At 50.1% G+C, this 25,639-nt stretch carries 23 protein-coding genes and 1 rRNA gene; 10 read left to right on the forward strand and 14 right to left on the reverse strand.

The window, feature by feature from the left end:
- Positions 1-19: 19 nt before the first annotated feature.
- From R3B84_23210 to purQ, 3 genes are all read right to left on the reverse strand, one after another.
- Complete coding sequence (locus tag R3B84_23210) at positions 20-1,339, reverse strand: hypothetical protein (protein MEZ6143488.1); 1,320 nt, start codon at positions 1,337-1,339, stop codon at positions 20-22.
- Between the two features lie 298 nt (positions 1,340-1,637).
- On the reverse strand, positions 1,638-2,510 hold the full coding sequence (gene nadC, locus R3B84_23215) for a carboxylating nicotinate-nucleotide diphosphorylase (protein MEZ6143489.1): 873 nt from the start codon (positions 2,508-2,510) through the stop codon (positions 1,638-1,640).
- On the reverse strand, positions 2,507-3,280 hold the full coding sequence (purQ, locus tag R3B84_23220) for a phosphoribosylformylglycinamidine synthase I (protein ID MEZ6143490.1): 774 nt from the start codon (positions 3,278-3,280) through the stop codon (positions 2,507-2,509). The genes nadC and purQ overlap by 4 nt, the downstream gene beginning before the upstream one ends.
- Before the next feature lie 553 nt (positions 3,281-3,833).
- Between purQ and R3B84_23225 the strand changes: the two genes are divergently transcribed.
- Positions 3,834-5,352, forward strand: a 16S ribosomal RNA gene (locus tag R3B84_23225).
- 588 nt (positions 5,353-5,940) lie between these two features.
- On the opposite strand, the gene R3B84_23230 is transcribed toward R3B84_23225, so the two are convergent.
- Positions 5,941-6,786 carry a DUF4303 domain-containing protein gene (locus R3B84_23230; GenBank protein MEZ6143491.1) on the reverse strand — a complete coding sequence of 282 codons (846 nt, stop codon included), beginning with the start codon at positions 6,784-6,786 and terminating at the stop codon, positions 5,941-5,943.
- Positions 6,787-6,934: 148 nt separating this feature from the next.
- Positions 6,935-7,381: an aspartate 1-decarboxylase gene (locus R3B84_23235; protein MEZ6143492.1), complete on the reverse strand. Its 447-nt coding sequence runs from the start codon at positions 7,379-7,381 to the stop codon at positions 6,935-6,937.
- Positions 7,382-7,441: 60 nt separating this feature from the next.
- Between R3B84_23235 and R3B84_23240 the strand changes: the two genes are divergently transcribed.
- Positions 7,442-7,747 (forward strand): hypothetical protein, encoded by a 306-nt coding sequence (locus R3B84_23240; protein MEZ6143493.1) that lies wholly within the window; start codon positions 7,442-7,444, stop codon positions 7,745-7,747.
- Positions 7,748-7,917: 170 nt separating this feature from the next.
- Positions 7,918-8,109 carry a hypothetical protein gene (locus tag R3B84_23245; GenBank protein MEZ6143494.1) on the forward strand — a complete coding sequence of 64 codons (192 nt, stop codon included), beginning with the start codon at positions 7,918-7,920 and terminating at the stop codon, positions 8,107-8,109.
- A 315-nt stretch (positions 8,110-8,424) separates the two neighbouring features.
- Here the strand turns inward: R3B84_23245 and R3B84_23250 are convergent, their stop codons facing one another.
- The 4 genes from R3B84_23250 to R3B84_23265 form a co-directional block, all read right to left on the reverse strand.
- Positions 8,425-8,562: a hypothetical protein gene (locus R3B84_23250; GenBank protein ID MEZ6143495.1), complete on the reverse strand. Its 138-nt coding sequence runs from the start codon at positions 8,560-8,562 to the stop codon at positions 8,425-8,427.
- Positions 8,563-8,667: 105 nt separating this feature from the next.
- On the reverse strand, positions 8,668-8,970 hold the full coding sequence (locus R3B84_23255) for a hypothetical protein (GenBank protein ID MEZ6143496.1): 303 nt from the start codon (positions 8,968-8,970) through the stop codon (positions 8,668-8,670).
- Positions 8,971-9,186: 216 nt separating this feature from the next.
- A complete protein-coding gene (locus R3B84_23260; GenBank protein ID MEZ6143497.1) occupies positions 9,187-9,909 on the reverse strand; it encodes a HisA/HisF-related TIM barrel protein in 723 nt (240 codons plus the stop codon).
- 99 nt (positions 9,910-10,008) lie between these two features.
- On the reverse strand, positions 10,009-11,646 hold the full coding sequence (locus R3B84_23265; GenBank protein MEZ6143498.1) for a hypothetical protein: 1,638 nt from the start codon (positions 11,644-11,646) through the stop codon (positions 10,009-10,011).
- A 196-nt stretch (positions 11,647-11,842) separates the two neighbouring features.
- On the opposite strand from R3B84_23265, the gene R3B84_23270 reads away from it, so the two are divergent.
- Complete coding sequence (locus tag R3B84_23270; protein MEZ6143499.1) at positions 11,843-12,091, forward strand: hypothetical protein; 249 nt, start codon at positions 11,843-11,845, stop codon at positions 12,089-12,091.
- A 148-nt stretch (positions 12,092-12,239) separates the two neighbouring features.
- On the opposite strand, the gene R3B84_23275 is transcribed toward R3B84_23270, so the two are convergent.
- The 3 genes from R3B84_23275 to R3B84_23285 all read right to left on the reverse strand — a co-directional run bounded on the left by R3B84_23275 (position 12,240) and on the right by R3B84_23285 (position 14,522).
- Positions 12,240-12,899 carry a hypothetical protein gene (locus R3B84_23275; GenBank protein MEZ6143500.1) on the reverse strand — a complete coding sequence of 220 codons (660 nt, stop codon included), beginning with the start codon at positions 12,897-12,899 and terminating at the stop codon, positions 12,240-12,242.
- Positions 12,900-12,973: 74 nt separating this feature from the next.
- Positions 12,974-13,492, reverse strand: a complete 519-nt coding sequence (locus R3B84_23280; GenBank protein MEZ6143501.1) for a DUF3109 family protein — start codon at positions 13,490-13,492, stop codon at positions 12,974-12,976.
- 13 nt (positions 13,493-13,505) lie between these two features.
- Entirely contained in the window at positions 13,506-14,522 is a 1,017-nt protein-coding gene (locus tag R3B84_23285) for a hypothetical protein (GenBank protein ID MEZ6143502.1), read from the reverse strand.
- A 174-nt stretch (positions 14,523-14,696) separates the two neighbouring features.
- Here R3B84_23285 and R3B84_23290 point away from each other — a divergent pair, with 174 nt between their 5' ends.
- From R3B84_23290 to R3B84_23305, 4 genes are all read left to right on the forward strand, one after another.
- A complete protein-coding gene (locus R3B84_23290; protein MEZ6143503.1) occupies positions 14,697-15,725 on the forward strand; it encodes a VWA domain-containing protein in 1,029 nt (342 codons plus the stop codon).
- Positions 15,726-15,728: 3 nt separating this feature from the next.
- Positions 15,729-16,601 (forward strand): tetratricopeptide repeat protein, encoded by an 873-nt coding sequence (locus R3B84_23295; protein MEZ6143504.1) that lies wholly within the window; start codon positions 15,729-15,731, stop codon positions 16,599-16,601.
- Entirely contained in the window at positions 16,585-17,556 is a 972-nt protein-coding gene (locus R3B84_23300; protein MEZ6143505.1) for a hypothetical protein, read from the forward strand. Before R3B84_23295 ends, R3B84_23300 begins: the two co-directional genes overlap by 17 nt.
- 292 nt (positions 17,557-17,848) lie before the next feature.
- Positions 17,849-20,203 carry a penicillin acylase family protein gene (locus R3B84_23305; GenBank protein ID MEZ6143506.1) on the forward strand — a complete coding sequence of 785 codons (2,355 nt, stop codon included), beginning with the start codon at positions 17,849-17,851 and terminating at the stop codon, positions 20,201-20,203.
- Positions 20,204-20,222: 19 nt separating this feature from the next.
- Here R3B84_23305 and R3B84_23310 read toward each other — a convergent pair whose 3' ends face one another.
- Together R3B84_23310 and R3B84_23315 are read right to left on the reverse strand one after the other, a co-directional pair.
- Positions 20,223-22,850, reverse strand: coding sequence for a serine/threonine-protein kinase (locus tag R3B84_23310; GenBank protein MEZ6143507.1), 2,628 nt, complete (start codon positions 22,848-22,850; stop codon positions 20,223-20,225).
- Positions 22,843-23,421 carry a sigma-70 family RNA polymerase sigma factor gene (locus tag R3B84_23315; GenBank protein MEZ6143508.1) on the reverse strand — a complete coding sequence of 193 codons (579 nt, stop codon included), beginning with the start codon at positions 23,419-23,421 and terminating at the stop codon, positions 22,843-22,845. Before R3B84_23315 ends, R3B84_23310 begins: the two co-directional genes overlap by 8 nt.
- A 191-nt stretch (positions 23,422-23,612) precedes the next feature.
- Here R3B84_23315 and R3B84_23320 point away from each other — a divergent pair, with 191 nt between their 5' ends.
- Positions 23,613-23,765, forward strand: a complete 153-nt coding sequence (locus R3B84_23320; protein ID MEZ6143509.1) for a hypothetical protein — start codon at positions 23,613-23,615, stop codon at positions 23,763-23,765.
- Positions 23,766-23,788: 23 nt separating this feature from the next.
- Positions 23,789-25,231 (forward strand): C1 family peptidase, encoded by a 1,443-nt coding sequence (locus R3B84_23325; protein ID MEZ6143510.1) that lies wholly within the window; start codon positions 23,789-23,791, stop codon positions 25,229-25,231.
- Positions 25,232-25,639 lie beyond the last annotated feature (408 nt).

A 25,639-nucleotide genomic window follows, 5' to 3' on the forward strand; every position in this document is an offset into this window, starting at 1 on the left:
CTTGGGGCGTGTTTGTCTGTTACTTCCCAGTTCCTGGTATTTTCACAATCACTGTTTCGCCTTTGCCTTTGTCGCTGGCAATGCTTTGAATCGTCCATAGATCGAGCATATTTTCGCTGTCGACTACGGTGCCGCTGTAGTCGCCCCATGGGCCACCTGCGGTGGCTCCGCGGCCTTCGCCAAGTTTAATGATTTCGCCCACTTCTCCAGGTTTGTGCGTGGCTTTATGCAACGCACAGCGTGGGCTGACAAACATATCCGGCCCGGTTTCCTGAAAACCGATCAGCACATCCTGGTTCTTATTCACCGCCAGGGTGGTTTGAATGTAGCTGTTTGTTGGGTGGGCAATCAGGCCCGACTGTACTTTGGTGCCGTCCAGCTTGAATTGGTGCCACTGCACCGCACTGCGACCGTTGACGTTGACCGCTTGCGAAAACCAGACAGAACCGTGGTAGACGACCAGGCTTTTCGGGTTTCGGTCGCCCGAAGCCACGGTTAATTTCGTGCCTTTTTGCGGGGAGGGCGGTGGGTAACCAAAATTGGCAAAGCCGTGCGGTTTGGAAATCACTTCTTTCACCACTGGTGTGCCATCGCCTGCGTCGCCCACGCGGGTAAAGACGATATCCCGCGACCGTAATGCGATGAAGTACAAGTCGTCAATGGCGTCCAGCGTGTTCACTGGGTGGCCCAGATTGCCTGCAAAGTGATAGACTTTTGCAGGTTTGCCACTTTTTACGGCGGCAGAAGACATCACGAATGTCTGTTCTGGCCCACCGGGAAAGGAATAGCCAACCCACTTGCGGCTGTGGCCAATTCCCCCACCATCCACACCACCGGGTGCGGGCACCGGATAGGTATTCCAACCTTTGGTGGGGTCGTCTGTTTCGGAAGCGGATATGTTGACTGGTTTGGTTTTCGCCTTGTCCCAGTACACCCACAGGTCAAAAACGTAAATTTTATTGTGGATGTCGTAGTACAGTTTGGGGTCAATGCCATCGTTGAACGCATTTTGCCGCACACCCTGTACGAAATTGCCCTTTTTGTCGTAGATTACCAGCCCACTGTTGGTGCCATGCAGAATGTGCTTCGGACCCACAGCAATTTGCGGATCCACCTGACGGTCGCCATCTTTCGAGCCTTCAAAAATCAGCATCCCATTCACTTCACGTGGGTTGCCGCCCTGTTTCCGTTCTTTGGCCTGACCGTTTTTGTTAAAAGTGGCATTACGGATGGGGGAAATTGTTTCCACCCGCACTGGTTTGATCGGTTCTGCACCTGAAGTTGAAGTAGGCAGCACGCCACTGAAGGCCCATGCTGCAAGAAAAACGAGACAACGCATCAAATCTGCATCCATTTGTAAGAGATTCCGTTATCTTATTGGTGAAAATTCTGCTAGCAGAGGGCGGAGTGTCGGTTCCAGTAGCTCAACTGGGCAGAGTGGATAGGTAGCGCTGTTCGCAAGGTGTGAATGACTGAATGTCGCTTTTCTGTCTTGGATTCCCTCCGGAATACCCACGCACTGCCTTGGATTCTCCGGAATAATGACGCACGTCGATTTCTCAAAGCGGTTGTGCAACAACCGTCATTCCCGTGTAGGCGGGAATCCATTGCAAGATCATTCTTCGCCGGCGGCAAAATTACAGCAAATAATCGAGGCCGATATCCAGATTTTTTACGGAGTGGGTCAGGGCACCGGTGCTGATGCGATCCACACCAGTCAGTGCAATTTGGTGTAGTGTTTCCAGCGTGATCCCGCCTGATGCTTCCAGTAAGGTGCTGCTATTTTGTTCGTTTCGGATCTGCACGCACCGCTTCAGGATGTTCACTGGCATATTGTCCAACAGAATGATGTCCGGTTTCATGGGCAGCACCACTTGAAACTGGTCGATGGTGTCCACTTCCACTTCTATTGTGATCCCAGGGTGGGATTGCCTGGCCTGCTCGATCAGTGGCTGTAACTGGGCCAGTTTTTCCAGTTTGCTGCCCGCAATCGCTGCGAGATGGTTATCTTTAATGAGAATTCCATCATAAAGTCCCATGCGATGATTGCTGCCGCCACCCATCCGGACCGCATGTTTTTCAATTTCACGCCAGCCTGGGGTGGTTTTTCGCGTATCCAGGATCTGGACTGGTAATCCTGCCAACTTTTCGACGTAAGTTCTTGTGAGCGTGGCGATTGCGCACAATCTCTGCAAAAAGTTGAGTGCGGTACGCTCCGCACCCAGGATGGAGCGGACAGAACCTGTCACCGTGGCAATCACCTGGCCGGGTTCCATGGTGGAACCTTCCGTAAGTACTGGCTGAAAAAGAAGTTGCGGATCGACCTGCCGAAAAACCTCCGCCAGGACGTGCCAGCCAGCAACGATTCCAGTTCTTCTGGAAACAAACTGGGCACTCCCCACCTGATCTGGTGCGATAAACAGTTGGCTGGTGAGGTCTCCCACGGTTGAAAGATCTTCCTGCAGTGCCAGTTCAACCAGTTTTGTCAGGTGGGCGTTGGGCGAATTCATTGAAAATACTCCACCGCGTTGCGGAACAGAGGCAGCCCTTCGCCATGTTCTTTGAGACCTTCCCGCGTCCAGCGTGGGTGCTGGGTGGGCAGAATAAAGCGTTCGGGGTGCGGCATCAGGCCCAGAACCCGACCTGTCGGGTCGCACATCCCGGCCACGTCGCCCTGCGAGCCATTGGGATTATCCGGATAGCCATTCGTTGGCCCACCACTAGGGGTGCTGTACCGCAGGCAAAGCTGGCCAACATGCTCTAACCCCTTCAGAATCCACTCTTTACGACAAACAAAGTTCCCTTCACCATGGGCAATCGGCACATACATATGGTTCAGGTCTTTGAGAAATGGGCAATTTCCGGGTTGCACCGAGAGGTGCACCCACCGATCTTCAAATTTGCCCGATGTATTGTGGGCGAGCGTGGCAACCGGGCCCTCTTCATCGGCTGGGATCAACAGGCCCGCCTTGAGCAGCACCTGAAAGCCGTTACAGACACCGAGAATCAATTTTTCCTGATCGCGGAACTTTCGGAGTTCGTCGCTGAGAAAATGGGCAAGCTGTGCGGCCAGAATTTTGCCCGCAGCCACATCATCACCGTAACTGAAGCCCCCAGGCAGCATGAGAATCTGAAAATCGTGGAGCAAAGCAGGTTTTTCCCGCAGCCGCTGAATGTGGATGCGTTCGGTATTCGCACCCGCCTGTTGGAAGGCGAAGTCGGCTTCGAGATCGCAATTGGTACCAGGTGCACGCAGAATTAAGACATTGGGGACGGCCATAAAGTAAAAAATCCGTGAGAAACAAAAGTTTTTGTTGACAAACCCAAACATTCGGATCATGATGATATTGTACAGGGGCGATTATCCTTTACCAGTATGAAATAAGGACTTCCGCCAGGGCGAATCGGCTGAAATGCTGCATTTGGAAAGAGTTCATCCCTTAAGAAAGCAGTGCTTTCGGGGCATGCGGGGATTTTTTCCCAATTTTTTTCTTCCCACCTGTTGACAATCCTTCTGGAACGGGTAATATTAATTTCACAACGCGAGTGAAACTTCGACGAAGTCAAAAACGGAAACGTTTGAGACGGAAGTGAAGCGAAGTCGGTTGTAACATTGATCTTTGACAATTTGGATGTGTTACGAGTCATTTAAGAAACTGAATAAGGATCTTGTGAGACTTTTAGGGTAACAGAGGAAGAGTGTTAGCTGGTTAGCTATCACGATTCTGATGAAATCTGTAAAAGATGAGTCAATGAATTGAGTGATGTCTAGCTGGCGAAATCAAGCTATTTCACGTTTTAAATCATGATGAAAGTCATGAAAAGATAAACACACTGTGAAGGGTTTGATCCTGGCTCAGAACGAACGTTGGCGGCATGGATCAGGCATGCAAGTCGAATGAATCCTGGGTGCTTGCACTTGGGGGAAATGGCGAAAGGGGCAGTAATGCATGGGGAATCTACCTCGGGATAATGTATAGCCTTCCTAACGGATGGGTAATCCATTACGATATGTTTGGCGGGCATCCGCTGGATATGAAAGAATTTCGTCTCGAGAGGATCCCATGTCGTATTAGGTAGTTGGTGGGGTAACGGCCCACCAAGCCGAAGATGCGTAGCGGGTGTGAGAGCACGATCCGCGCCACTGGCACTGAGACACTGGCCAGACACCTACGGGTGGCTGCAGTCGAGAATCTTCGTCAATGGGCGAAAGCCTGAACGAGCGATGCCGCGTGTACGATGAAGGCCTTCGGGTTGTAAAGTACGAAAGAGGTAAGAAAGGGAAACTTGATCAAACCTCAGTAAGCTCGGGCTAAGTTCGTGCCAGCAGCCGCGGTAAGACGAACCGAGCGAACGTTGTTCGGAATCACTGGGCTTAAAGGGCGTGTAGGCGGATGTCTAAGTCTGGGGTGAAATCCCACAGCTCAACTGTGGAACTGCCTTGGATACTGGATGTCTAGAGTGAGATAGGGGCGTGCGGAACTGTCGGTGGAGCGGTGAAATGTGTTGATATCGATGGGAACTCCGGTGGCGAAAGCGGTACGCTGGATCTTTTCTGACGCTGAGGCGCGAAAGCTAGGGTAGCGAACGGGATTAGATACCCCGGTAGTCCTAGCCCTAAACGATGGGTACTAGATAGTAGGGTAACATGGCTTTACTGTCGAAGCAAAAGTATTAAGTACCCCGCCTGGGGAGTATGGTCGCAAGGCTGAAACTCAAAGGAATTGACGGGAGCTCACACAAGCGGTGGAGCATGTGGCTTAATTCGAGGCTACGCGAAGAACCTTATCCTAGACTTGACATGTGCGATAGCGGTGGGCGGTAACTCCCGGAAACGGGGTGTGATTCCTAGCAATAGGAGGACCCACTACAGGTGCTGCATGGCTGTCGTCAGCTCGTGTCGTGAGATGTCGCGTTAAGTCGCATAACGAGCGAAACCCTTACTGTTAGTTACTACAGGTAATGCTGAGGACTCTAGCGGGACTGCCGGTGTCAAACCGGAGGAAGGTGGGGACGACGTCAAGTCATCATGGCCTTTACGTCTAGGGCTGCACACGTGCTACAATGGCGTGAACAAAGGGAAGCCAAGTCGCGAGACGGAGCAAATCCCAAAAAACACGCCCCAGTTCAGATCGGAGGCTGCAACTCGCCTCCGTGAAGTTGGAATCGCTAGTAATCGCAGGTCAGCAACACTGCGGTGAATGTGTTCCTGAGCTTTGTACACACCGCCCGTCAAGCCACGAAAGAGGGGAGCGGACGAAGTCGCGCTAAGTGCCGAATCCGATACCCTTGATTGGGACTAAGTCGTAACAAGGTAACCGTAGGGGAACCTGCGGTTGGATCACCTCCTTTAAAAGGATTTGATTCATGACATTCAGTTGATGCTTTCACGAGCCTCTCTGCTGAATAGTCGACATGTACACTCTGGACTCTTTTACCCCGTACCATCCAAATTGCATTGATAAATTAAACCCACTTGGATAAAACCAAGTGGGTTTTTTTACGTACACGCACTTCAATTCTAACTGATCACTTACTCGCGGGATTCACTTCATCTATGCTCAACCGGATTCTTCCAGTCTGGAATCGATTGTTAGAATTGCTTACACGATCAAAAGAGTCAGCAACGGACAAAATACTTTGTTTGCGGCGGTTGCGTTTTTGTCTTCATCGCTCGCTGTGTGAGCAAGGGTTGATATTGAATGTGACCGCCACGACGCCAAGTCGCCAAGAAAACAAACGAATTGAAGCATGAGCGACGGAATTTTGCAATTATTTGCCTACCCGATCAAAAACGTTAGCGACGGACGAATTAATTTGTTTGCGGCGGTTGTGTTTTTGCCTTCATCGCCCGCAGCGTGAACAAGGTATCGGGAGGGAAGGGTTTGGCCGCAAGACTCTACCGTGAACAGGGAAAATAGTTCCACCGTGGATTTGTTGTCATAAGGCGATCAGGGCACATTTTCCTGTGCTTTCTTCCACAATCACCATGAGGGTGTTATCAATTGTTGGTTGGTCTGACGCACCCGGTTTGCTGAACATCACCTGCCAGATTGAGGTATCGGGTGGGGAATTTGGAAGTAACTGGAGTAACTGCTTCCTGATCGCTGGATTCAAAATTGGTGCGGCTGTCAGCGTATCCTGAAATTCTTTTCCTTCTTTTTTCAGAAACTCCTGGGCAATCGAAATTATCTCTTCCTGCCGTTCATCGTCCATTTCCTGCAATTGTTCTACCACTTCGATGGCATCCATGAACGGCTGGTAGGCAGATTCGGGATTTAACCGCTTCACTGCTTCGATTGTGTAGTCCCACTCAGCGTCATCGGGGTCGGTAAACTGAATCATTAAAAGCACGTTGCTGCGTTCCTGTTCCGGTGCAAAAAATGATTCCCGATCAAGTGCAAAAAGTGCATTCTCAAACACCTGTAATAACGTTTTCTTCCGTTGCTGAAATGCTTCCGGCGGGTCATCAGAATGGTCTTCGTAAACATACCCATTCAATTCTCTGGCCAGCGGTTCAATCTGTTCCTTGCCCGCCCGGTAAAGTGGGGATTCTTCAATTTCGTAGAACCACCGTTCGATCGTATAGTCATCCTGATCTGACTTTGCTTCTTCGTTCGTATTGCAAAAAAGATTCAGATCGGTCAGGTCGGAATCTGTTTCCAGTCCAAAGAGATAAAACGTTTCCGTGGGGCGCTGTTGCCGAATTTCCGTCCAGGCAGTGCGAAGCGCTTCCACCAGACGTTCCTGAAATTTGGGGTAATCGATGAGATGATTCTCAGACATTGGTTCCTTCCCAGCTTGCGGTTGACAGTTTTTATAACTGGTATGCGGAGAGAATCAGCGCAAGGCAGCGAAAATTCCGGGAAGTTTGTAGCCAGTTTCCGGGTACAAATTGCTATCGCGGACATAGGACATTCAAATTAAACCGGACTTACTTCTGCAGCTCACGGGGTGGGATGGTGGTAATTTCCAAATCCGCATGGATATCGTCTTTCTTATCTTTCGGATCGGTTTTCGTTTTTGGTGATAATTCGCGAATTTCATTTTTTTCGTTTACTTGCACCACTGTGGGCTCGAATCCGACCGCTTCTTCACTGTTTAAGCTGGTATAAGTGGCAATAATGACGATGTGACCTGGGTGAATCAGGTGGGCACCAGCACCATTCACGCAAACTTCACCACTACCACGAGTCCCCACCAGGGCATAAGTTACCAATCGGGCACCGTTGGTAACATCCCAGACATGGATCTGCTCGTAGGGCAGAATGTCAGCCGCTTCCAGTAAATCCGGATCCACGGTCAGGCTGCCTTCATAATCCAGATTCGAATCGGTCACGGTGGCACGGTGAATCTTTGATTTGAACATAAAACGCTGCATACGACTGATTACCCAAAAAAACGAACGTTGTTTATTGTACCCACCCACTGCGGTGATGTCATGCCGAAAGACCCACAGCCGAAACAACGGGGAAGCGTGGCATTGCTCCGCAAACCGGATAGACACGGGATTTTTGTCTTTCGAATTACCGCAAAGAAGAAAGTAGTATTGTATACCGCCGTGGAAATTCCTTGTGAAATTGGTGGGCGCGGCTTTCTGGTTCACACATTAGGGATGGGGCCCGTGTATGCAGTACGCATTGGCACTCCTGTTGATCAATCGTGTGAATGCCTGGGGTATTTACGCCACCAGTATTGCCGGCATCAATCGGGATTGCAGGCACTGGCCGATCACGGTTTGCTGTAACCTAACCCCCAGCCCTTCCCTCGCAAGGAAAGGGGGAGCAAGACAGGGATTTGATAACTAGACCCAATTTCTTATGAAAATCGATGTTTTTAACGTCTATCAAGCGAACCGCGGGCTAATGTAAATTCCGTTTCCTTACGCTTCAGGTTCGTATTGTCCTTTGGGAATTAATGAAGAAATTTGTCTTCTTGGCGACGTGGCGTCTTGGCGGTCGTTCATTAAAAAGAAATTCCCTGGCTGGCGCTGCGGGCTATGAAGACATTTTCAAAGCGAACCGCGGCTACCGCCGTCGGCTCACAAAGCATGATGTTGAGTTGCCAACTCAAGTGTTTAGTGCTGGTTTCCCGCCTTCGCGGGAATGACGGTTGTAGACACGACCGTCTGAAACCTAACCTCGGTTGGGTTTGTGAGCCGACGGTGTTAGCCGCGGATGGATCAAAAAATACCAGAAACACCGAATTTCAAACTCATTTTGGTTTAATGCAGTTTTGGTATTCTGAATTTGCAATCTTTTCCCCTCTCCTGCGAGGAGAGGGGTGGCGAAGCCGGGGCGAGGTCAAGGCAACCTAACCCCCTAGCCCTTCCCTCACAAGGAAAGGTGGAACAAGATCAATGCGCATAAAAAAAGCCGGCCAAAGGCCGGCTTCCGAATGTTTCCATTCTAATCCTAACAATAATTAGGATTTGGCTGGGCTTGCTGCTGCCGAGCTACCTGCAGGGGTACCGCTACCGCTGCCGGATTTGGGTTCTTCATCGCAGCCCACGTTCACGAACAATGCACAAGCAACAACCATCAGAGCAAAAATCTTTTTCATCTTCTTTTCCTTTTTTTTAGAAAATAACAACCACTATAGAAAGCACGCGTACCACACATCGTGCACTATATCCATCAAAACAATCAACAACAGTTCTAATTCCAATTACTTGGGAGCGTCTTTGGGGGCATCTTTTGGATCTTTTGCGGGTGGGTCAATGGGAGGCAGTTTCGGAACATCGGGGGTCTTTGCAGGAGCCGGGGTCTTGGCGGCTTCTGGGCTCTTTGCTGGCATTTCAGGAGACTTTGCAGGAGAGCCCTTGCTTCCTTCAGAGGACTTCGAACTTGCTTCTGCAGATTTCGAAGGAGTAGCTTTGGAGCCGGAGGCGCTGCCACTTCCCGAGGTAGTTTCATCACACCCAACAACTGCCAAACAGGCAACAACCATCAACGAAAAAATCTTCTTCACGATGTTTCCTCACAGTTAAGTTCACCTTGGTGCCCGGTGAACGATCCATTTTCCGATTCCTGAAAGTAGGATTCACTTCGCGGGAACTTATTCCCGAAAATCGAAAAAAAATCTCAATCGCTTTACTCGCCTAGTTGTACTAGCAGACTGCTTCTCGCACAGTCCAGAAGAGTGAAATTTTCAGGAAATGTGAAAATTCGCACGCCGGGATGCACTTTATTTGATGAAAACGCCACGGTGGATAGCACTGGCAACCAGGGCATTCTTTACTCCGTGTGTGGCTAATTCCTGTAGATCGTGGGCATTTCGAACCCCACCTGCGAGCGTGATTTCCGCCTGTGGGAATCTTGAAACCAGTCGCGAAACGATCTCCCAATCCGGCCCTTGGTGGGTGCCCACGCGATCCAGATCCATCCAGATCCAGCGTGTAAGTCCTTGATTGATAAGCACTTCGCCCAATTCCTCGAGAGTCGGCTGTTGGTGCCACTGGTGCAGGAAATGCCCATTTTTCCGATCCCACGAAAAAATCACCTGCATGGGATCGGTGCCTTGAAGTAATTCCAAAAGATGGTTCGGACCGGTGGTGCATTCCAGGCCAATCACGGGCACACCTCCCAGTTCGATTACTTGCTGCACTTCAGCTTGTGTACAAATTCCCAGATCCACCCAGCACGGAACCGAAAGCTGAAAAAATCTTTGTAACAACCCCCATTGGGGCCGATGGTGCATAATTCCGTCCAGGTCCGCACAGTAGATGGTGGTGCATGGTACTTTTTCAATCATTACCTGTGCCAGTTCTACCGGGTCTGTGGTAGTTGATAGCACCGATTCAACGGGTTGATAATTAGCACGATCGCCCGCAACTGCCTGCACAGCAAGACCTTGCCGCAAATCCAGTACCGGAATCAGTGCCGCACTCGGCAAGGATTCAATTTTCATATTGCAATAATGCGATATTATTCAATGGTAATATTGTGGTGCAAAATGGACTTTACCTGAATCCACTGAGAAATGATAGGAATTATGGCGTTGAAGAAATTATCGGCCGCCCACGGGTATGGGCTGGCTTTCAGGTGCCACCAAAACTTCGCGAGGTGCCGGGCCTGTTTCTGCCAATTCCAATGACGCTGGTAGCTCAATTCCAGGTGACTCATAGGGAATCAACGCGTTTCGCTGAATAACGTTATTTGTTATCTTCGGAGGGTTGAGTTCTGCCTTCATAGGTGGCAGACCGCGTCGTTCCGGATGCCACAGCAGTGTACCGATATCGCCGGAACTATTTCGCTCACCAGGGCGACCAGACGTGGTAAAGAAAACTTTGCGCGGGTGAACCCAGCCAAAATCGTCTCTCAGGTTTATCCCAACCGAGTAAATAGAAACCGCACCAGAAAAATGATGCATTTTTAATGATTCGCTGTTGTAAGGATCTGCCGGCAACGCCCCACTGAAGCGTTCTAATTCTACCTGATCTGCAGGCCAGTAACCGTGCTGCAGACGATAACGTTCCAGTTGGATTGCTCCCTGCAGGCTACCAAGTTTTGCCAGCCCACGCAGGTAGATATCGAAACCGATGCGGTCTGTCTGGTGCAGGCGAGAGAGCAACTGATGGTGTTTTTTGTCTTCCTGAATATAAGGTGGGCGGCTGATGTGCTGCAAAAAACCCAGCATTGTTTCTGGCGTCATCTGCGATGCCTCAACAATGCGGTTGGCATGCCGCAGCAAATTCAGGATTTCTTCGGACCAGTTGTGGGAGTAATTTAGCCAGTACTGGTACTCAGGTGGGGTCATCGTGTAAGAAAAGTACTCCCGCAGGTATTCTTTCAAACTTAATTCCCCACTGCTAAGCTGTTCGCACAGAAACGCAATCTGTGCTCGCTCCCCGGCACAACTTTCCTGAAATCGCTTCGTAAACTCTATATCAGTAAGGATTTGCGACAATTGAACTAGTTCTGATTCTGTTAATTCAAACAGACCCAACAGGCGTTCCGCACTCCAGCATAAATTAATGAGAACATTGCAGCGAATGATATGCCCACGTAAGCCGGTGGAAAAATTAATCGAATCGGTGCAGTTCACCATTGAGCGGAGCACGTTCAGTGCGGCACTTTTCTGGCCCAGGTGGCACCGATATTCGAATTCCAGCCGCAGAAAATTGGCACAGGTCAGTATGCTGTTCAGGTACGTGTCGTCTGAAGTTCCTTTGGGCAACATATTGGCTTTGGCCTGCATCTGACCATCCGGAAATTCATGAAGCCTTCTTAATAAATGAAAAGAACTCTCATTTCCTGTCAGAAATTCTTCCAGAATTTTAATTTCTTCCTGGCTGCGGTGGACATGGTAGCTGCGGAGAATGTCGCTGTAATACCGCCCACTGTAAATGGTGAATTGCTGATAATTATTTTTCCGTTCTTCTGCTTCCAGCATAATCAACAGATTGTTGTTTTCAGGTGGCAGGTTGGGCATTGCCTCAACCATCGATTGCCAGCGCCAGCCAGGCTGTTGACGATCCATTTCAGCCAATAACTGTCGGTATTGCTGGCGAGACTGGTACGATTCCCAGAACATTTTGCCCAGGAAACCCGCCAGTACCAACACAACAATGGCAATGGCAAACCACGTGGTTTGAATGCTTCTGCGAATGATCGATTTGCGACGAAAGCCACCAAAGAAGGGCATATCAAACCACCAACAAAGATAATCAACACAGTTTAACAGTTATTAATCTAAAAAAACAAGGGAAATTCAGCACCGATGGGCTTATTCATGAGAATTTGATGAGATGCGGTGGGGCTGGTTGAGAACCACCTTAAACCCAATTTCATATGTAAATCGGTGTTTTAACGACTATCAAGCGAACCGCGGCTCACAAAACATGATGTTGAGTTGCCAACTCAAGTGTTTAGTCCTGGATTCCCGCCTTCGCGGGAATGACGGTTGTAGACACAACCGTCTGAAGCCCAGCCGACGTGGGGAACTGGAAATTACCGACGTAAACAACCACTATCTGAAAGCAGGCCGCCTGGGCTACCAGATTATTGAAGAATACTGTACCGATGCAGGCACGCTGGGTTCGCTGGACTATGCCAACCAGTTAGTGCGAGACAAGCCACCGGTATTCTGAGATCGGAATTCCCTTCCTACAGATCAAATCAGGCAACATCGCGTAAAACTTTGGGCCTGGGTGCCTCTATGAACGATGCGGCAATCGCTTTCAAGAAAAAATAATTAATCCGAATAATCTAGAATAATGAGGCAGCATTGCAGGTGTATTATTCCATAGACTTCGACATCGTAATTAATTTCTTAATAGAGTCCATAATGTGATCTTCAATAAAAACGTGGTAGTAAAATTTGCCATATAAAATACCTGAAGGGTAGTTGTCATCTGAACAGAAAAAACCATTTTGCAAAGCAGGTGGATAATATAAGTAATCTTTCACCTCTAGCAGATCAATCATTTTTAATAATGAAATTTTTCCATTTTTCTTGAACGTGAGTGCATTTTCAATGTCTGGCTCGGCGGACACTAACAAACGTGCCTCTTGATAATTCGGCACAAGCCAACCATTGTCAGTTCTTTCAGATTTAGCGATTTGACGAAAACTAGTTCCAAATGCATTGCCATGAATGTCAAATACATTGATGTGTTCAAGATACACATGCATGGCTATACCGTAAGTTTCTTCGAGAAATAAGTAGCTATTAAGATTACAATTCTCACGCATCTCAAAAATAATTTCATTCATTCCAGACTGAATTGAACATTTTGTATGCATTGGGCCTTCATCATAACTAGACATTTTGTCAGAACGGATGAGCATAGTTTCAGTTATAGATTGATCCTGTCCAGCTAAAGACAGCACAGGCAGATCGCAAATTAGACAATGATGCTTTTGCATTCTTCCAGCATATACAATTGGTTTCTTCATGATAATAATTGGATGCGATGCACGGCATCTTTTGTCCAGAAACAGATAACAAACGGGAGTGCAGAAAACATGCCCTATTCTTCTGATTCGATTCGCTCCACCAGTGCAATCTCTGCTGCTAGCGTGGTGGCGGCTTTCTTCTTGGAATTTGCCGGATTCAGGCAGAACAGGTCATTCCATTTTTCGCCACGGGTGCCGTGCTGTCGCACATACCATTCTTCGGTGCGATAGTCGAATGCCAGCGGAAACAGCGAACAATCCTGCGGCTTGTATTTCAGGGCATCGCCATGTTCCATCCCCAGGCGGTGCAGCACGCACCCCTTGTTGAAGAAAATGCACCAGCCATTCACCACCCGTAACATCGGAAAGCCTTCTTTACGACGGTTACTTGTGATGCCCGACTTGTTGATCAGCTTCTGTGCTGCGGGCACCAATTGGTCCATAATCTCAGGCAGCAAATCGTTTATCCGTTCGATCTCTTCTTCATCTACCGTGGGGCGGCCATTCTTGCAGCATACCCCCTCGCAACCACGGCCAAAAGTACATTCGAACGTTGCCTCGTGGGCATTTACAACCAGTAAGTTTGTTTTCAAGTCAGCGGTTCCTTTAAGAAGATCTTCGGGCCAGGGCACGCACCGCAAGGTCGATAATAAATGTCTCGTGGTGCAGTTCCAGCATTGATAATCCATCCACAATTGTGGGGCTGTACAAATACGGGTTTGGGTTCACTTCCAGAATATAGGGGACACCTTCCGGGGTGATGCGGAAATCCAGCCGACCATAATCCCGCAATCCCACCAGGCGGAATGCCTTGCGACAGATATCGTAGAACATTGCCGTGGAACATTCCGGCAGCGACACACCAGAAGTGATGACAGACGCACCAAATTCAGGCGATTCCGGGTCCCACTTGGCAGCGTAAGTATAGATCGGCCAGTTGGTGCTGGGTTGCTCGTAATCGTATCGCAACTCCCCAGGTGGGATCATCTGCAACTGTCCGGTGGTGGCCGATTCAAACATATTTACGTAAATTTCCCGCCCGGCAATATATTGCTCTACCAGAATGGGCACCGCATAACGTGCCTGTAGCAGACGCACACGATCTTCCAGTGCCTGCTGGTTGGTTACCACCGAACCCTGATCAATCCCCAGGCTGCCATCCTGATTGGCCAGCTTCACAAACGCAGGCCAGGCGTGGGTCCATGGATCAATTTGTTCCCCTTCCACCACCATAAAAGGTGGGGTGGGCAAGCCGGCACTTTGCAGCAAGTGCTTTGTGCGAACTTTATCGCGACATAATGCCAGAGTCAGCGAACCAGAACCGGTAAAGGGAATGTTTAACCATTCCAGCAACGCTGCATTGGCAATTTCCGTTTCGGATCGATCGCCACAGCCTTCGTATAAGTTGAAGATAGCATCGGGCTGATACCAGTTAATCGCTTCCAGCAATGGCCGTGGATGACGATCGTAGCCCACACAACTGCACGGATAGTGATATGCCTGCAGAGTTTCTTCCACACCTTCCACAATTTCCAGAATGTCCAGTTCGGAAGCAGCATCGGGGTGATTTTCCGGCAGTACCGGCGAGTTGTAGGCAATCAGAATCCGTTGTTGTACTGGCATGAAACTTCGCAGGTAATACAGAAATACAAGTGCAGAACCCTCCAATAGCATCCCACACCGAACGTGGTAAATTGTATGGTAACAACACCATGTCAGGCAGCAACGAAATAGAGAATATTGTGTATACTGGCAGAATAACTGCTTTGTACTCTGTTCTGGAAGAAAGGAACGCCGTTGACTTGGTATTTTGGCAATCCCTGGGCCTTGTGGTGGCTGCTGGCAATTCCGGTTGCGTGCGGCTTGCTGTACTACGCCCAGCGTCAACGCCAGAAGACACTTTCCGCGTTGGGCGATGCGGCTGTGCTGGGTCAGTTCATCACCATCCCCAGACGAAGGCGAAGAATCTCCCAGTGGTGCCTGATCCTCGGTCTGACTTCGCTCTGCTTGGCACTGGCAAACCCCAGGTGGGGCAAAGGTGATCAGGAAGGCGTCCTGGTGGGCCGCGACATTGTGCTGATCTACGACCTCAGCCGAAGCATGGAAGCGGCAGATATGAGCGATGCCAGCATGCCCACGCGCTGGCAGGCTGCCCAGCAAGGAATGCACCGATTGCTGAATGCGGTGCAGGCACGTGGGGGGAATCGCCTGGCGCTGGTCGTGGTGGCAGCAAAGGCATACGTGGTCTGTCCGTTGACCAGCGATTACGACTACCTTCGAACACGGATTGACGAATATTCGCCCAGTTTGCCCCCACCTGAAGTGCGTCCACAGCCCGATGAACCAATCGAATCGGGAACACGCCTGGGTTGGGGAATACAGCTTGCGGTAGAAGCCCACGAACCACAATTTATCGGGTATCAGGATATTGTGCTGCTGAGCGATGGCGATGGGCCTGCTGTCGAACGCGAGATCGAAACTGGCATCCGTGCGGCAAGCAATGCCAACATTCCTGTCCATACCGTGGGAATTGGTGATCCCACGCGACCGTTCGAGCTGGTGCTTGGTACTGGCAATAATGCTGACTTTGTTGGCACCACCATGCAGGCGGATCTGCTGCGAGATGTTGCCCGCCGCACCAATGGTGAATATTTGGCTTCGGAACGGGAAACGCCCCCACTGGATACGTGGTACCAGCAGGTGCTGGCGAATCGCCCCAGCAGAGAGCTGGATGAAGATGCCATTCCCAAGCCAAAGGACCGCACCGTCTGGTTCTGTGTGCTGGCACTGATGTTGTTGTTTTTGGGCTGGATGCTGGAGAAATAACTGATGCAAAGACAACTCTGCAGCGTGCTTTTTCTGGGTGCCATCATTGCATTGCTGGGTGCTGACGAGCTTGCTCCCTGGGATTGGATTCGCCAGGGCAATGCCGCTTACCAACAGCAACAATGGCAGCAGGCAACTTCTGCGTATCAACGTGCAGAACCAGAAACAACCGATCCCGGCCTGGTTGCCTTCAATAAGGCAATGGCCTTGTATCAGCAGCAGGAATTTCGTGAAGCAGAGCTTCATTTTCAACGCACACTTGCAGACCAATTGATCCCTCCCCAGCGGGCACGCGTGGCCCTGCTGAACCTGGGCTGTTGCCTGTTACATCAGGCCAGCCCGCAGAATATTGCATTGTTTCGCGATGCGATGCAGTGCTTCCAGACCATTCTGGATACCACGACACCTGGCAACTCCGAAACCAAGGAGCTTCGCACCGATGCCCAGCATAACCTGGTGGTGGCCAAGTTGCTCTATCAGCAGGCACTAGCAAAACTTACTCCCCAACAACAAAAACAGGAACAGGAAGAACGCACCCGACCAAAGCCCCCGGAACCGAAGCCAAAACCAAAGCAGAACGAAACGCAACCGAAAGACAATACCACCATACCCAAGAATGGTGGGGAAAATAATCCGCAACCAAAACAACAGCCTGGCAAAGAAAACAACCCCCAGGCCCAGCCCAAAGAAACGCCCAAAACCATTCCAGGTGCGGGACGTATGCCTGTGTTAAACGATTCTGCCGCACCACAACAATTGACAGATCAGGATGCTGATCTGTTGCTGAAGAACGCGATTGAACGGATACAACGCGAGCGCCGCAAGCACCGTGCTGGTACTTTGGATGGAGAACACAGCCGTGTTAACGACTGGTAGTCTGGCACTCCTTACCTGCCTGTGCCTGGGACAACCTGGCGAGCCAGTAAAGATTCCGATCATTGGCCAGCCCGATCCCTTTTATGGTGCCGCTGGCAGCACAGTGACAATCATGCCATCTGCGGAACCTGCGGAACTTGAACCGAACCAGGCAATACGCTACCGCCTGGTGATTGATGGCATCATCAATCCCAGCGATGTTACACAGCCAGACCTTGGAATGATCGCTGCATTCCAGGAATCGTTCACCTGCAAAACAATCTCTAGTGCCATTGCCAATCAGCAACTTGCCTGGGAGTACGAACTCATTCCACGCAGCAGACAGGTGCAGGCCATCCCGGTATTCACGCTGCCGTATTACGATCCCAAACGGCCACAACCAGAAGATTTTCCCAGCTTTCCCTTTCGCACGGTGCAGGCAAAGGCAATCCCAATTCAGGTGCGTGAACCAGTAACGCCAGCACCACCAATCGTGGAACAGCCACTGGATATTCCAGCTCATGTGCGGAATCCTGTGGGCAAAACCTGGTTCCCACAGGAAACGTGGGTATGGGTTGTCTGGTTGGTTCTGCCCAGCAGCATTGTTGCACTGCACATCGCTTGGCAATACGCACGCCGACCAGACAGTTATCGCAAGAAACGTATGCAGCAGTACAAAGCCACGCGCCAGGCCATTCAACAGCTTGAGCGACACAACTTGACTGCACACGAAATCCTGGCAACTCTGCGGACTTATTTATCGCAGCGTTTGCAATGCGACACATCCAGCATGACCAGCAAGGAAATAGTGCAGGTGATTGCGGAAAGGACACCCCACCTTTCAGATCGGTGGGGGGATTTTCTGCAACGGCTGGATGAGGCACGCTTTGGCCCAGCGACAAACCACAGCCAGCCCACGTGGTGCCAGCAGGCGGTGCAGTTGATTATTTCCTGGGAGCAGGAACTTTCGCAGTAAACGATACTCAGTCAGGGTAGGCGCCTTCATTTTTCTCTCATTGTTGCCATTCGCCCAAAATGTATTGAGCGTGATTATCCATTCACTATACATAACGCATTAATTTGGAAAAAGTTTCATTATTTTACAAATTTTGTTGAAAAACTTGTGGAATAATTTCCACTATTGATCGTCTTGCTTATTATGAACTTGTGTTCATTCTTAGATTGTTGCCAACATTTACGGTGGTTGAAATACGCGTAACTTGGCAAACAATAAGAACTTAACGGCACTGCCCGTGGGAGATTTACTGATGGCTATTCTTGGAACACTACTGCGAACGTTGCTGGGCAAACGCCTGCCCACAACCGCGGGTAAGGTGCGTGTTGCCGGCATCGATAGCGAGGTGCTGATTCAACGTGATCGATATGGTATTCCAGCCATTTCCGCATCCCACGAGCGTGATGCTGTCTTTGGCCTGGGGTTCTGCCACGCACAGGACAGGGCTTCGCAACTGGAAGTCATTCAACGTTTAGGACGTGGCACACTCAGCGAAATGGTGGGCCCAAAAGCAGTTCCAGTTGATCGCCTGTTACGCACGGTGGGCTTTCATCATGCTGCACGCCAGCAGTGGGACTTGCTCGATCAACCATTTCAGGAACAGTTGAGTGCCTATGTCGCCGGTGTCAATCAGGGATATCAGCACGGTTGGCGACAGCAGCCACACGAGTTTACAATCCTTCGTCGTTCCCCCACCCCCTGGGAACCGTGGGATGTGCTGGCATGGAACAAACTGCAAACCTGGTTTATGCCCGGCAACTGGGATAGCGAACTGGCACGGTTGATGATCTACTGTAACGATGGGCCGGAAGCACTGCTGGCACTGGATCCACTGGCATTTGAAAGCACCGGACAAACCTATCCCGCCATGCCCCTGGAAAAACTTGGGCAGATGGGTACTGTGCTGAACGATCTTCGGTCTGCACTGGAAGAACTGCAACGCTGGCACCCACCTGCAGGTGGGTCGAACAATTGGGTGATTGCTGCTTCAAGAACAGGCACAGGCCGACCGATCCTGGCAAACGATCCCCACCTGGCACCGGTCATTCCACCATTGTGGTATCTGGCATCGATTCATACGCCGGAATGGAAAGTAGTGGGGGCCAGTTTTGCAGGTACTCCCGCGTTTCCATCGGCCCACAATGGTCATATTGCCTGGGGCGTTACCGCTGGCTTGACAGATCAGGCAGACCTGATGCTGGAGAAAGTGAAGCAGGAAGGCGACGATCTTTTCTATCTTCGTGGTGAAGAATACCAGCAGTGCACCAAACGGGTCGAAACCATCCATGTGCGTGGTAAGGCACCCGTTACATTCCATGTTTACGAAACCAACCATGGCCCGGTTGTGCATGAAGTGTTGTACGAGGCACCGATGGCGCTTTCATTGAAAGCCGTTTGGTTACAGCAACGTCCGATGGATGGCTGGTTTTCGGCGATGAAAGCGAAAAGCTTTACCGAGTTTCGAGAATCATTCCGCAGGTGGCCTGGCTTCCCACAGAGCCTGGTCTATGCAGATAAGGAAGGGAACACTGGCTGGCTGCTGACAGGTGAAGTGCCGAAACGCACCAAGGATTGTGCGGGTAATTTACCCCAGGCTGCCTGGGATTCTGCCGTTGATTGGGAGCCCGACCTGGTGCCACTGGAACAGATGCCGTTTGTGTTCAATCCCAAGGAGGGCTATGTGGCCAGTGCCAATTCTCGCCCAAGGATTGAAGCGGATGGGGCATTTCTTGGCAGTGATTTTCTGGATAGTTATCGACACGATGTGATTACGAAATCGCTGGCATCAAAGCAATCAATCAACATGGAAGACTGCGTGGAGATCCAGCGTTCCGTTGAATGCATTCCCTGGCAGCAGATTCGTGATATTGTTCTGGCGAATGATGATCCACGACCGGGAGTGCGGGAAGCTCTTCGCATTCTTGGCAGTTGGGATAACCACCTGCGAGCAGATTCTGCAGCAGCCACCATTTATGAGCTGTTCATGGCGAGCATGTGCATTCGTGTGGCAAAAGCCAAAGCACCCAGGTCGTGGGCGTATGCTGTTGGCAAAGGGATATCACCACTGAATAGTGTGACGTTTGTGGTGTATCGTCGATTCAGCCACCTGGTGCATCTGCTGCACACTCAGCCCGCAGACTGGTTTACCCACAGTTGGTCAAAGGAAATTGCCGATGCGCTCGATGAAGTGATGACGATGCTGCACCAGAACTACGGAACAAATCCTAAACAGTTTCAATGGGGCGAAATCCGGCCATTGAAGTTGAAGCACTTCATGATGGGGCCCACGCCACTTGGGAAGGTGTTTAATCCCGCCCCCATTCCATGTGGGGGTGATGAACACACTCCGTGCCACGCTTCGCAAAGTGTGCTCGATCCACTTGGCGAAGTGCGTTCGATCCCCAACCTGCGAACAGTCATTGATGTGGGAAACTGGTCGAACAGTCGTTTCTGTCTTGCTGGCGGGCAATCGGCCAATCGATTTTCGCCGCACTTCGACGATCTGTTACCACTGTGGATCAACGGCGAAAGTGTGCCAATTGCCTGCACAGCGGAAGAAATCGCCAGCACCACCGTGCAGACCTTGAAACTCCATCCGCAAGGTTAATCAAAGAAGAGGGTGGAAGCTACGGCACGGTTTCTGCAAATTGTGGCCACGCAGTTTGCAATTGGCTGATTTTCGCCTGGAAACGTGGTTTTTCCTGTTGCTGATCAAAATCGTGGAGGGCCTTGATCAATTCCTGATAGGTAGCTTTCGCCTCCACCTGATTCTTCAAACGAACCAGTGTTTTCAGTTTTCCTTCCAGTCCACGAACCAGGAACTGCATCTGCCGCAGATTACGTGGGTCGATCTGCATTAATTTTCGCTCTCGGAGTAAGGCTTCATTCCAGGCATTCAGTGCCGCCTGATCGTCCTTAATCATCAGGCATGCCTGTGCAATTTTCTGCCAGGCAATTGCATTGTCCAGCAGGACCGCACTGTTGTTGGGGGCACGTCCCTCCATCGGCAGCAGCGCTTCGCGAAACAACTGATAGCGTTTCAACGCATTTTGTCCATCGCCCATCTTCATGTACAAATTGCCCCACCGTTCGTGCATGTTTGCCACATCTTCTTCATGGACTGTCGGGTCGGGTGCAATGGCAATAATTTTGGCCGTGTAGTGATCCATATCTTCAAAGCTGGATTTCACTTTGTCGAAATCTTTGGTGACTGCCAGATATAAATCGCCCATCCGTTCGCTGGTTTCCATGGCGAGAAATAGAAAGCCACGATCTGATGGATATCGATTGGCAAGATCTTTCACTTGTTGGTGGAATTCAATCAATTTTTGTTTCACCTGCAAATGCTTCCCCAGATACATTTCATTGCCGATCCAATCCAGTTGAGTATGGAGCAGGTCTTTCAGTAGATGCAGATTCGATGGATCCTCATCAAGGAGCTTTTTCAGGATAGGGAGTGCTTGTTCCAGCACGGTTTTCGCCTGGCGGTACTCTCCCCAGTGGAAAAGATGATCGCCATGTTGTGCGTAGGCCTGACCTAATAACCCTGCATATTGTTTTTCTGTGGGATACTTGCGGTGGAGCGATTCAAATATCTCAATCGCCTGCTGAAAGACCTTATCCGCAGCGGTGATACCATGCTCGCCATTCTCGTTACCCACAAAAGAATACACGTTGGCAATTCGCGTTAAAATATAGCCCACGTTCACCTGCAGGCGGGGGCTGGCACCATCCAGATTTTCTAACTGCTGCACATGATCGAATAAGATTTTCAACATCCGACGGCGGGGTTCTTCCAGATCATCACGAGTTTCCAGGATCGGTTCTATTTCAAACAGCACGCCCTCCAGAATCGTTAATGCCCGCTCTGTTTCAGCATTTGCACGGATCGTTTTTGCTTCTGCTTCCCGGGATTTCTGCTGTGCTACCTGTTCTGCAACGACCAATTGTCCGTTGGCCTGTCGGCTATCTTCCAGGCGACGATTCGCCAGCACCGCAAAGTAGCTGGAAATACCCGTGCCTGCAAGCAACAGCAGCATGATGGTAGATAAGAGTATTGCGATGGCGGGATTCCGCTGGCACCACCTCCAGGCGTGCTGGAAGCGGGAAATCGGGCGAGCCAGGATCGGCTTGCCTGCAAGATATCGGTCCAGTTCTGCCACCAGTTCCTGGGCCGATTGATACCGTCGTGCGGGATTCTTTTCCAGACATTTCAGGCAGATCGTTTCGAGGTCGCGTGGGACCCCAGGCTGGATCTGGGTGGGGCGTACCGGGGAACGATACAGTAATAATTCGAACAGTTCCTGAAGTGATGCTGCCTGAAAGGGTGGCTGCCCCACCAGCAGGCGATAGAGTATCGCTCCCAGAGAATAGATATCGCTTAGGCGGGTTGCGGAACCATTGACCTGTTCTGGCGACATGTAATTGGGAGTACCAATCACTTCGCCGGTCATGGTCAGTTCGGTATTGCGATCCACCTGGCATGCCAGGCCAAAATCGCTGATTTTCAGAGTTCCATCAGTGTCGATCAGAATATTTGCTGGTTTCAAATCGCGGTGGATAATCCCACGTTGGTGGCAGTGGTCAATCGCCTGAGCCAGATTGTGAAGTACGCGCGCTGCTTCCAGTGAGGCAAACGTGCGATCTTTGATCCGTTCTGAAAGGGCGCCACCGGGCATGTAGGCCATCGAAAAATAAAGCTGGCTGTCGTTTTCGCCAATTTCGTAGATCGGGACGATTCCTGGGTGGTTCAACTGCGATACCGCGATTGCTTCAGCGCGAAACCGTTCACGCAGTCGTTCCGATTCATCACCCGCCGATTTAATCGTTTTGATGGCGACGAATCGATCCAGTCCATGTTGCTGGGCTTTCCAGACAACCCCCATCCCACCTCGACCTAACTCCTGCAATAAGGTGTATTTCCCCAATAGCCGTGGGGGATCGTATGTTTTGCCGTGGTATTCATTGAGCGTGGAATTAGCACCTGTTGGCTGATTGCCCGCTATTGCTTCATCAATAATCTGCGAAAATTGCGGATGCTCTGCCCGAAGCTGGCTGGAATCGAAGGTTCTCCCTGAACGGTTGGCGTAATCCCAATGAAGGTGGACTAAATGGCGAAAAAGCACTGGCCGATCTTCCGCACCAACCTGATTCAAATAGTGGTCATAATGGGGGGCAACACCTGCCAGTAGTTCGTCTTCAAACTCCTCACAGAGTGGGTCGATCCGTTGTAATCGTTCCAAAGAGTTATTCATCTTCTGTCCATTGCATACGAATCATCGCCAGATATCGCTCCACGCTTTTCACAGATCTGCCCAGTTCATCAGCGATTTCCTGATTGGAATAGCCCCGCCAGCGCATCAGGGCGACATGCCGTAACTTCGGCTCGAGTTTTTCCAGCAATTCCATGCTGGCAAATCCAAGTGATTCGGATAACTGCTCATCCGACTGTTCTGCAACACATTCCAGCACCCGCACCTGCTCATCGGTGGTAGAACATGCAGATTCGCCCAATTCGTTTGCGGCATTTGCTTTCCGCCAGAGGTTGGCGGCACGGCGGGCGGTAACCATGGCCAGAATCTGCCACAGATCATCACGGGAATGAAGCTGTTGAAAACGATCCTGCTGAATACCAGTAAACACCGCAGCGAAGACTTCCTGGGCTAGATCCGCCTGATCGCCAAAACGGCCTGGTACTTGCTGTAATTTTGATTTGGCCATACCTTCCACCCGTCTGGAAAACCGCTGCCAGAGGTTTTCAGCAGCTTTGGGATCGCCTTGCTGCCAATCCCGAATCCAGTTGGTAATGGAATGTGAAGAATCCATGAAGCTAGCACGACTGTGGGATCAAGTCTCAATTGATTTTACCCACGATTGGTGGGACTTTCAGAAAAAAATGAAAAACGATGAAAATTCGTGAGGGGTGGGAGTGATCTGGCGGGAGTACCCAGTTGGCAAGTAATTGCCGGAATTGATGTTCGACAACGACAAACACTTAATTTGTAAGGAGTTACGTGATGAAGTTTCAACTGATCATCCCCACCGCGATGGTGGCACTGATGCTGGGTTCCCTGAATGTCCAGGCCCAGGCACCCAGCACAAAATATGGCGTCTGGGTGCTGGGTATGCATTGCGATGCCAACGATAAGCCCCAGGGGAGGTATATCTGAAGTACCGCGTCGATGGCACGGGATTGAACGGTAACTGGACCGCCTATGTTCCAGGTGGGAACACCAAAACAGCTGCGGTTAACAAAATCTGGAAGCCCAAAGATAACTATCGCCGCTTTGATAAACAGTTTTATGTGGAATTGTGGAATAAAGACTTCGGATTTGTTGGCAGTGCAACCGTGGATGCCAACACACCCGAAGGTAGAAGAGGATTTCTGATCAGCAAAGGTGGGCAGAAATACCAACTGGTTCTGGTGAAGGAAAACCTCCCCGGTCCGGTAACCGTGATTACTGATCGGGCGACCAAAGCACGAGCCCCAGTACCGGAAAGCTCCTCTCTCTACGGGCGTGGGACCGAAGCGATTCCAAGTACACTGCCAGTAATGCAACAGAGTGGCAATTCGTGCGTTGCCTGGTCGATCACTTCGGTTCTGGGCATGCAGATGATTAATTCCAACCAGATTCTTCAAAGTGGAGTTCGTGGTTTTGATCGCAAAGCGTTTACCAAAGCTGGCATGAATCTATTGGATGCAAAATGGTTTTATGACCAACGACCCGACAAAACCAAAGACGCAGGCTGGAATATTCCTGATGCTCTGCAAAAGGCGAAGCAGGTGGTGATTCCATTTGCTACCAACGCCAACTATGGTGTGAAGGTGGTAGACACAGAATGGGTGCGGAACGATCCGAATTACATTCGTTATCTGCTGTCTCGCGATGTTCCTTTGGTAGGCTCCTACTCTTTTACCCAGGAATTATTGGATTTCAGTGGTACGGAAGTGTTTGCAGGTTCGGTGAATGAAAACATCATCAATGGTGGTTTCGGTCATGCGGTGGCACTGATTGGTTATAACAATCCCCAGGCGGGCAACAAAACTGGCCAGCCCTACTGGGAAATCCAGAACAGCTGGGGGACCTCTTTTGCCCGCAATGGCTACTTTCTTGTAAAACCAGGCACCATGCCAGACTTTGAAGGCTCTTTGTACCGGATTGTCAGTGCTAAGTATTGTAAAGCGGATGGCACAGAGATTTCACAGGCAGAAGCAAATAAAGTTCTGACGGAGATCCTGACAAAAAACGCCCCAGCTACGGTGGTGAATTACGATCTTACTTACAAAAATCTGACATCTGGGAATAAGTACGCTGAGAGCGTGGACCAGATTGCTGTGGCAATGGCTTTCAATCAAACGAACAAAGTGGGCATTCAACTGAAAACCCCAAGCAACATCACCTGGTGGAAGGCGATCAAGATTTATCAGGACGGCAAACTGATCAAGGAATTGTCCACCAAAGATCAGACGAAAGATTCTGGTGTCTATAACTTTCTGGCAAATGATAACAGCAAATATGTGATAGAGTTCTGGAAGGCAAAAACGTTTGGTGCACCGACGAAAATTAAAAGCCATACCATCGATATGGTTGGATTAACAGGCCGCACCGTAAGTTTTACCTGGAACAAAGATTGAACTAAATTGACAGCTTGCTTGCATGTTCAAAAGTCCTCCAAAGGGCGGCTTTCTGACGGTTGTTAGCACAGCCGTCTGATTGTCGTTTTACTTCAACACTCAATTTGTAAAAACATGCAATTTAGATCTAAACCAAAATCAGTTTGAAATTCGGTGTTTCTGGTATTTTTCGATCCAACCGCGGTTGTGTCTACAATCGTCATTCCCGCGAAGGCGGGAATCCAGTACTAAACACTTGAGTTGGCAACTCAACATCATGTTTCATGAACCGCGATTCGCATGATAGACGTTAAAACACCGATTTTCATATGAAATTGGGTTTAGTAATTGTCTGCAAGAAAAGATTTGTTGAATTGAACAAAAATATTGAATTGCGCTCTTTTTTCTTGAAAGCGATTGCCGCATCGT

It is taken from the genome of Zavarzinella sp., assembly GCA_041399155.1.
Classification (GTDB): Bacteria; Planctomycetota; Planctomycetia; order Gemmatales; family Gemmataceae; genus JAWKTI01.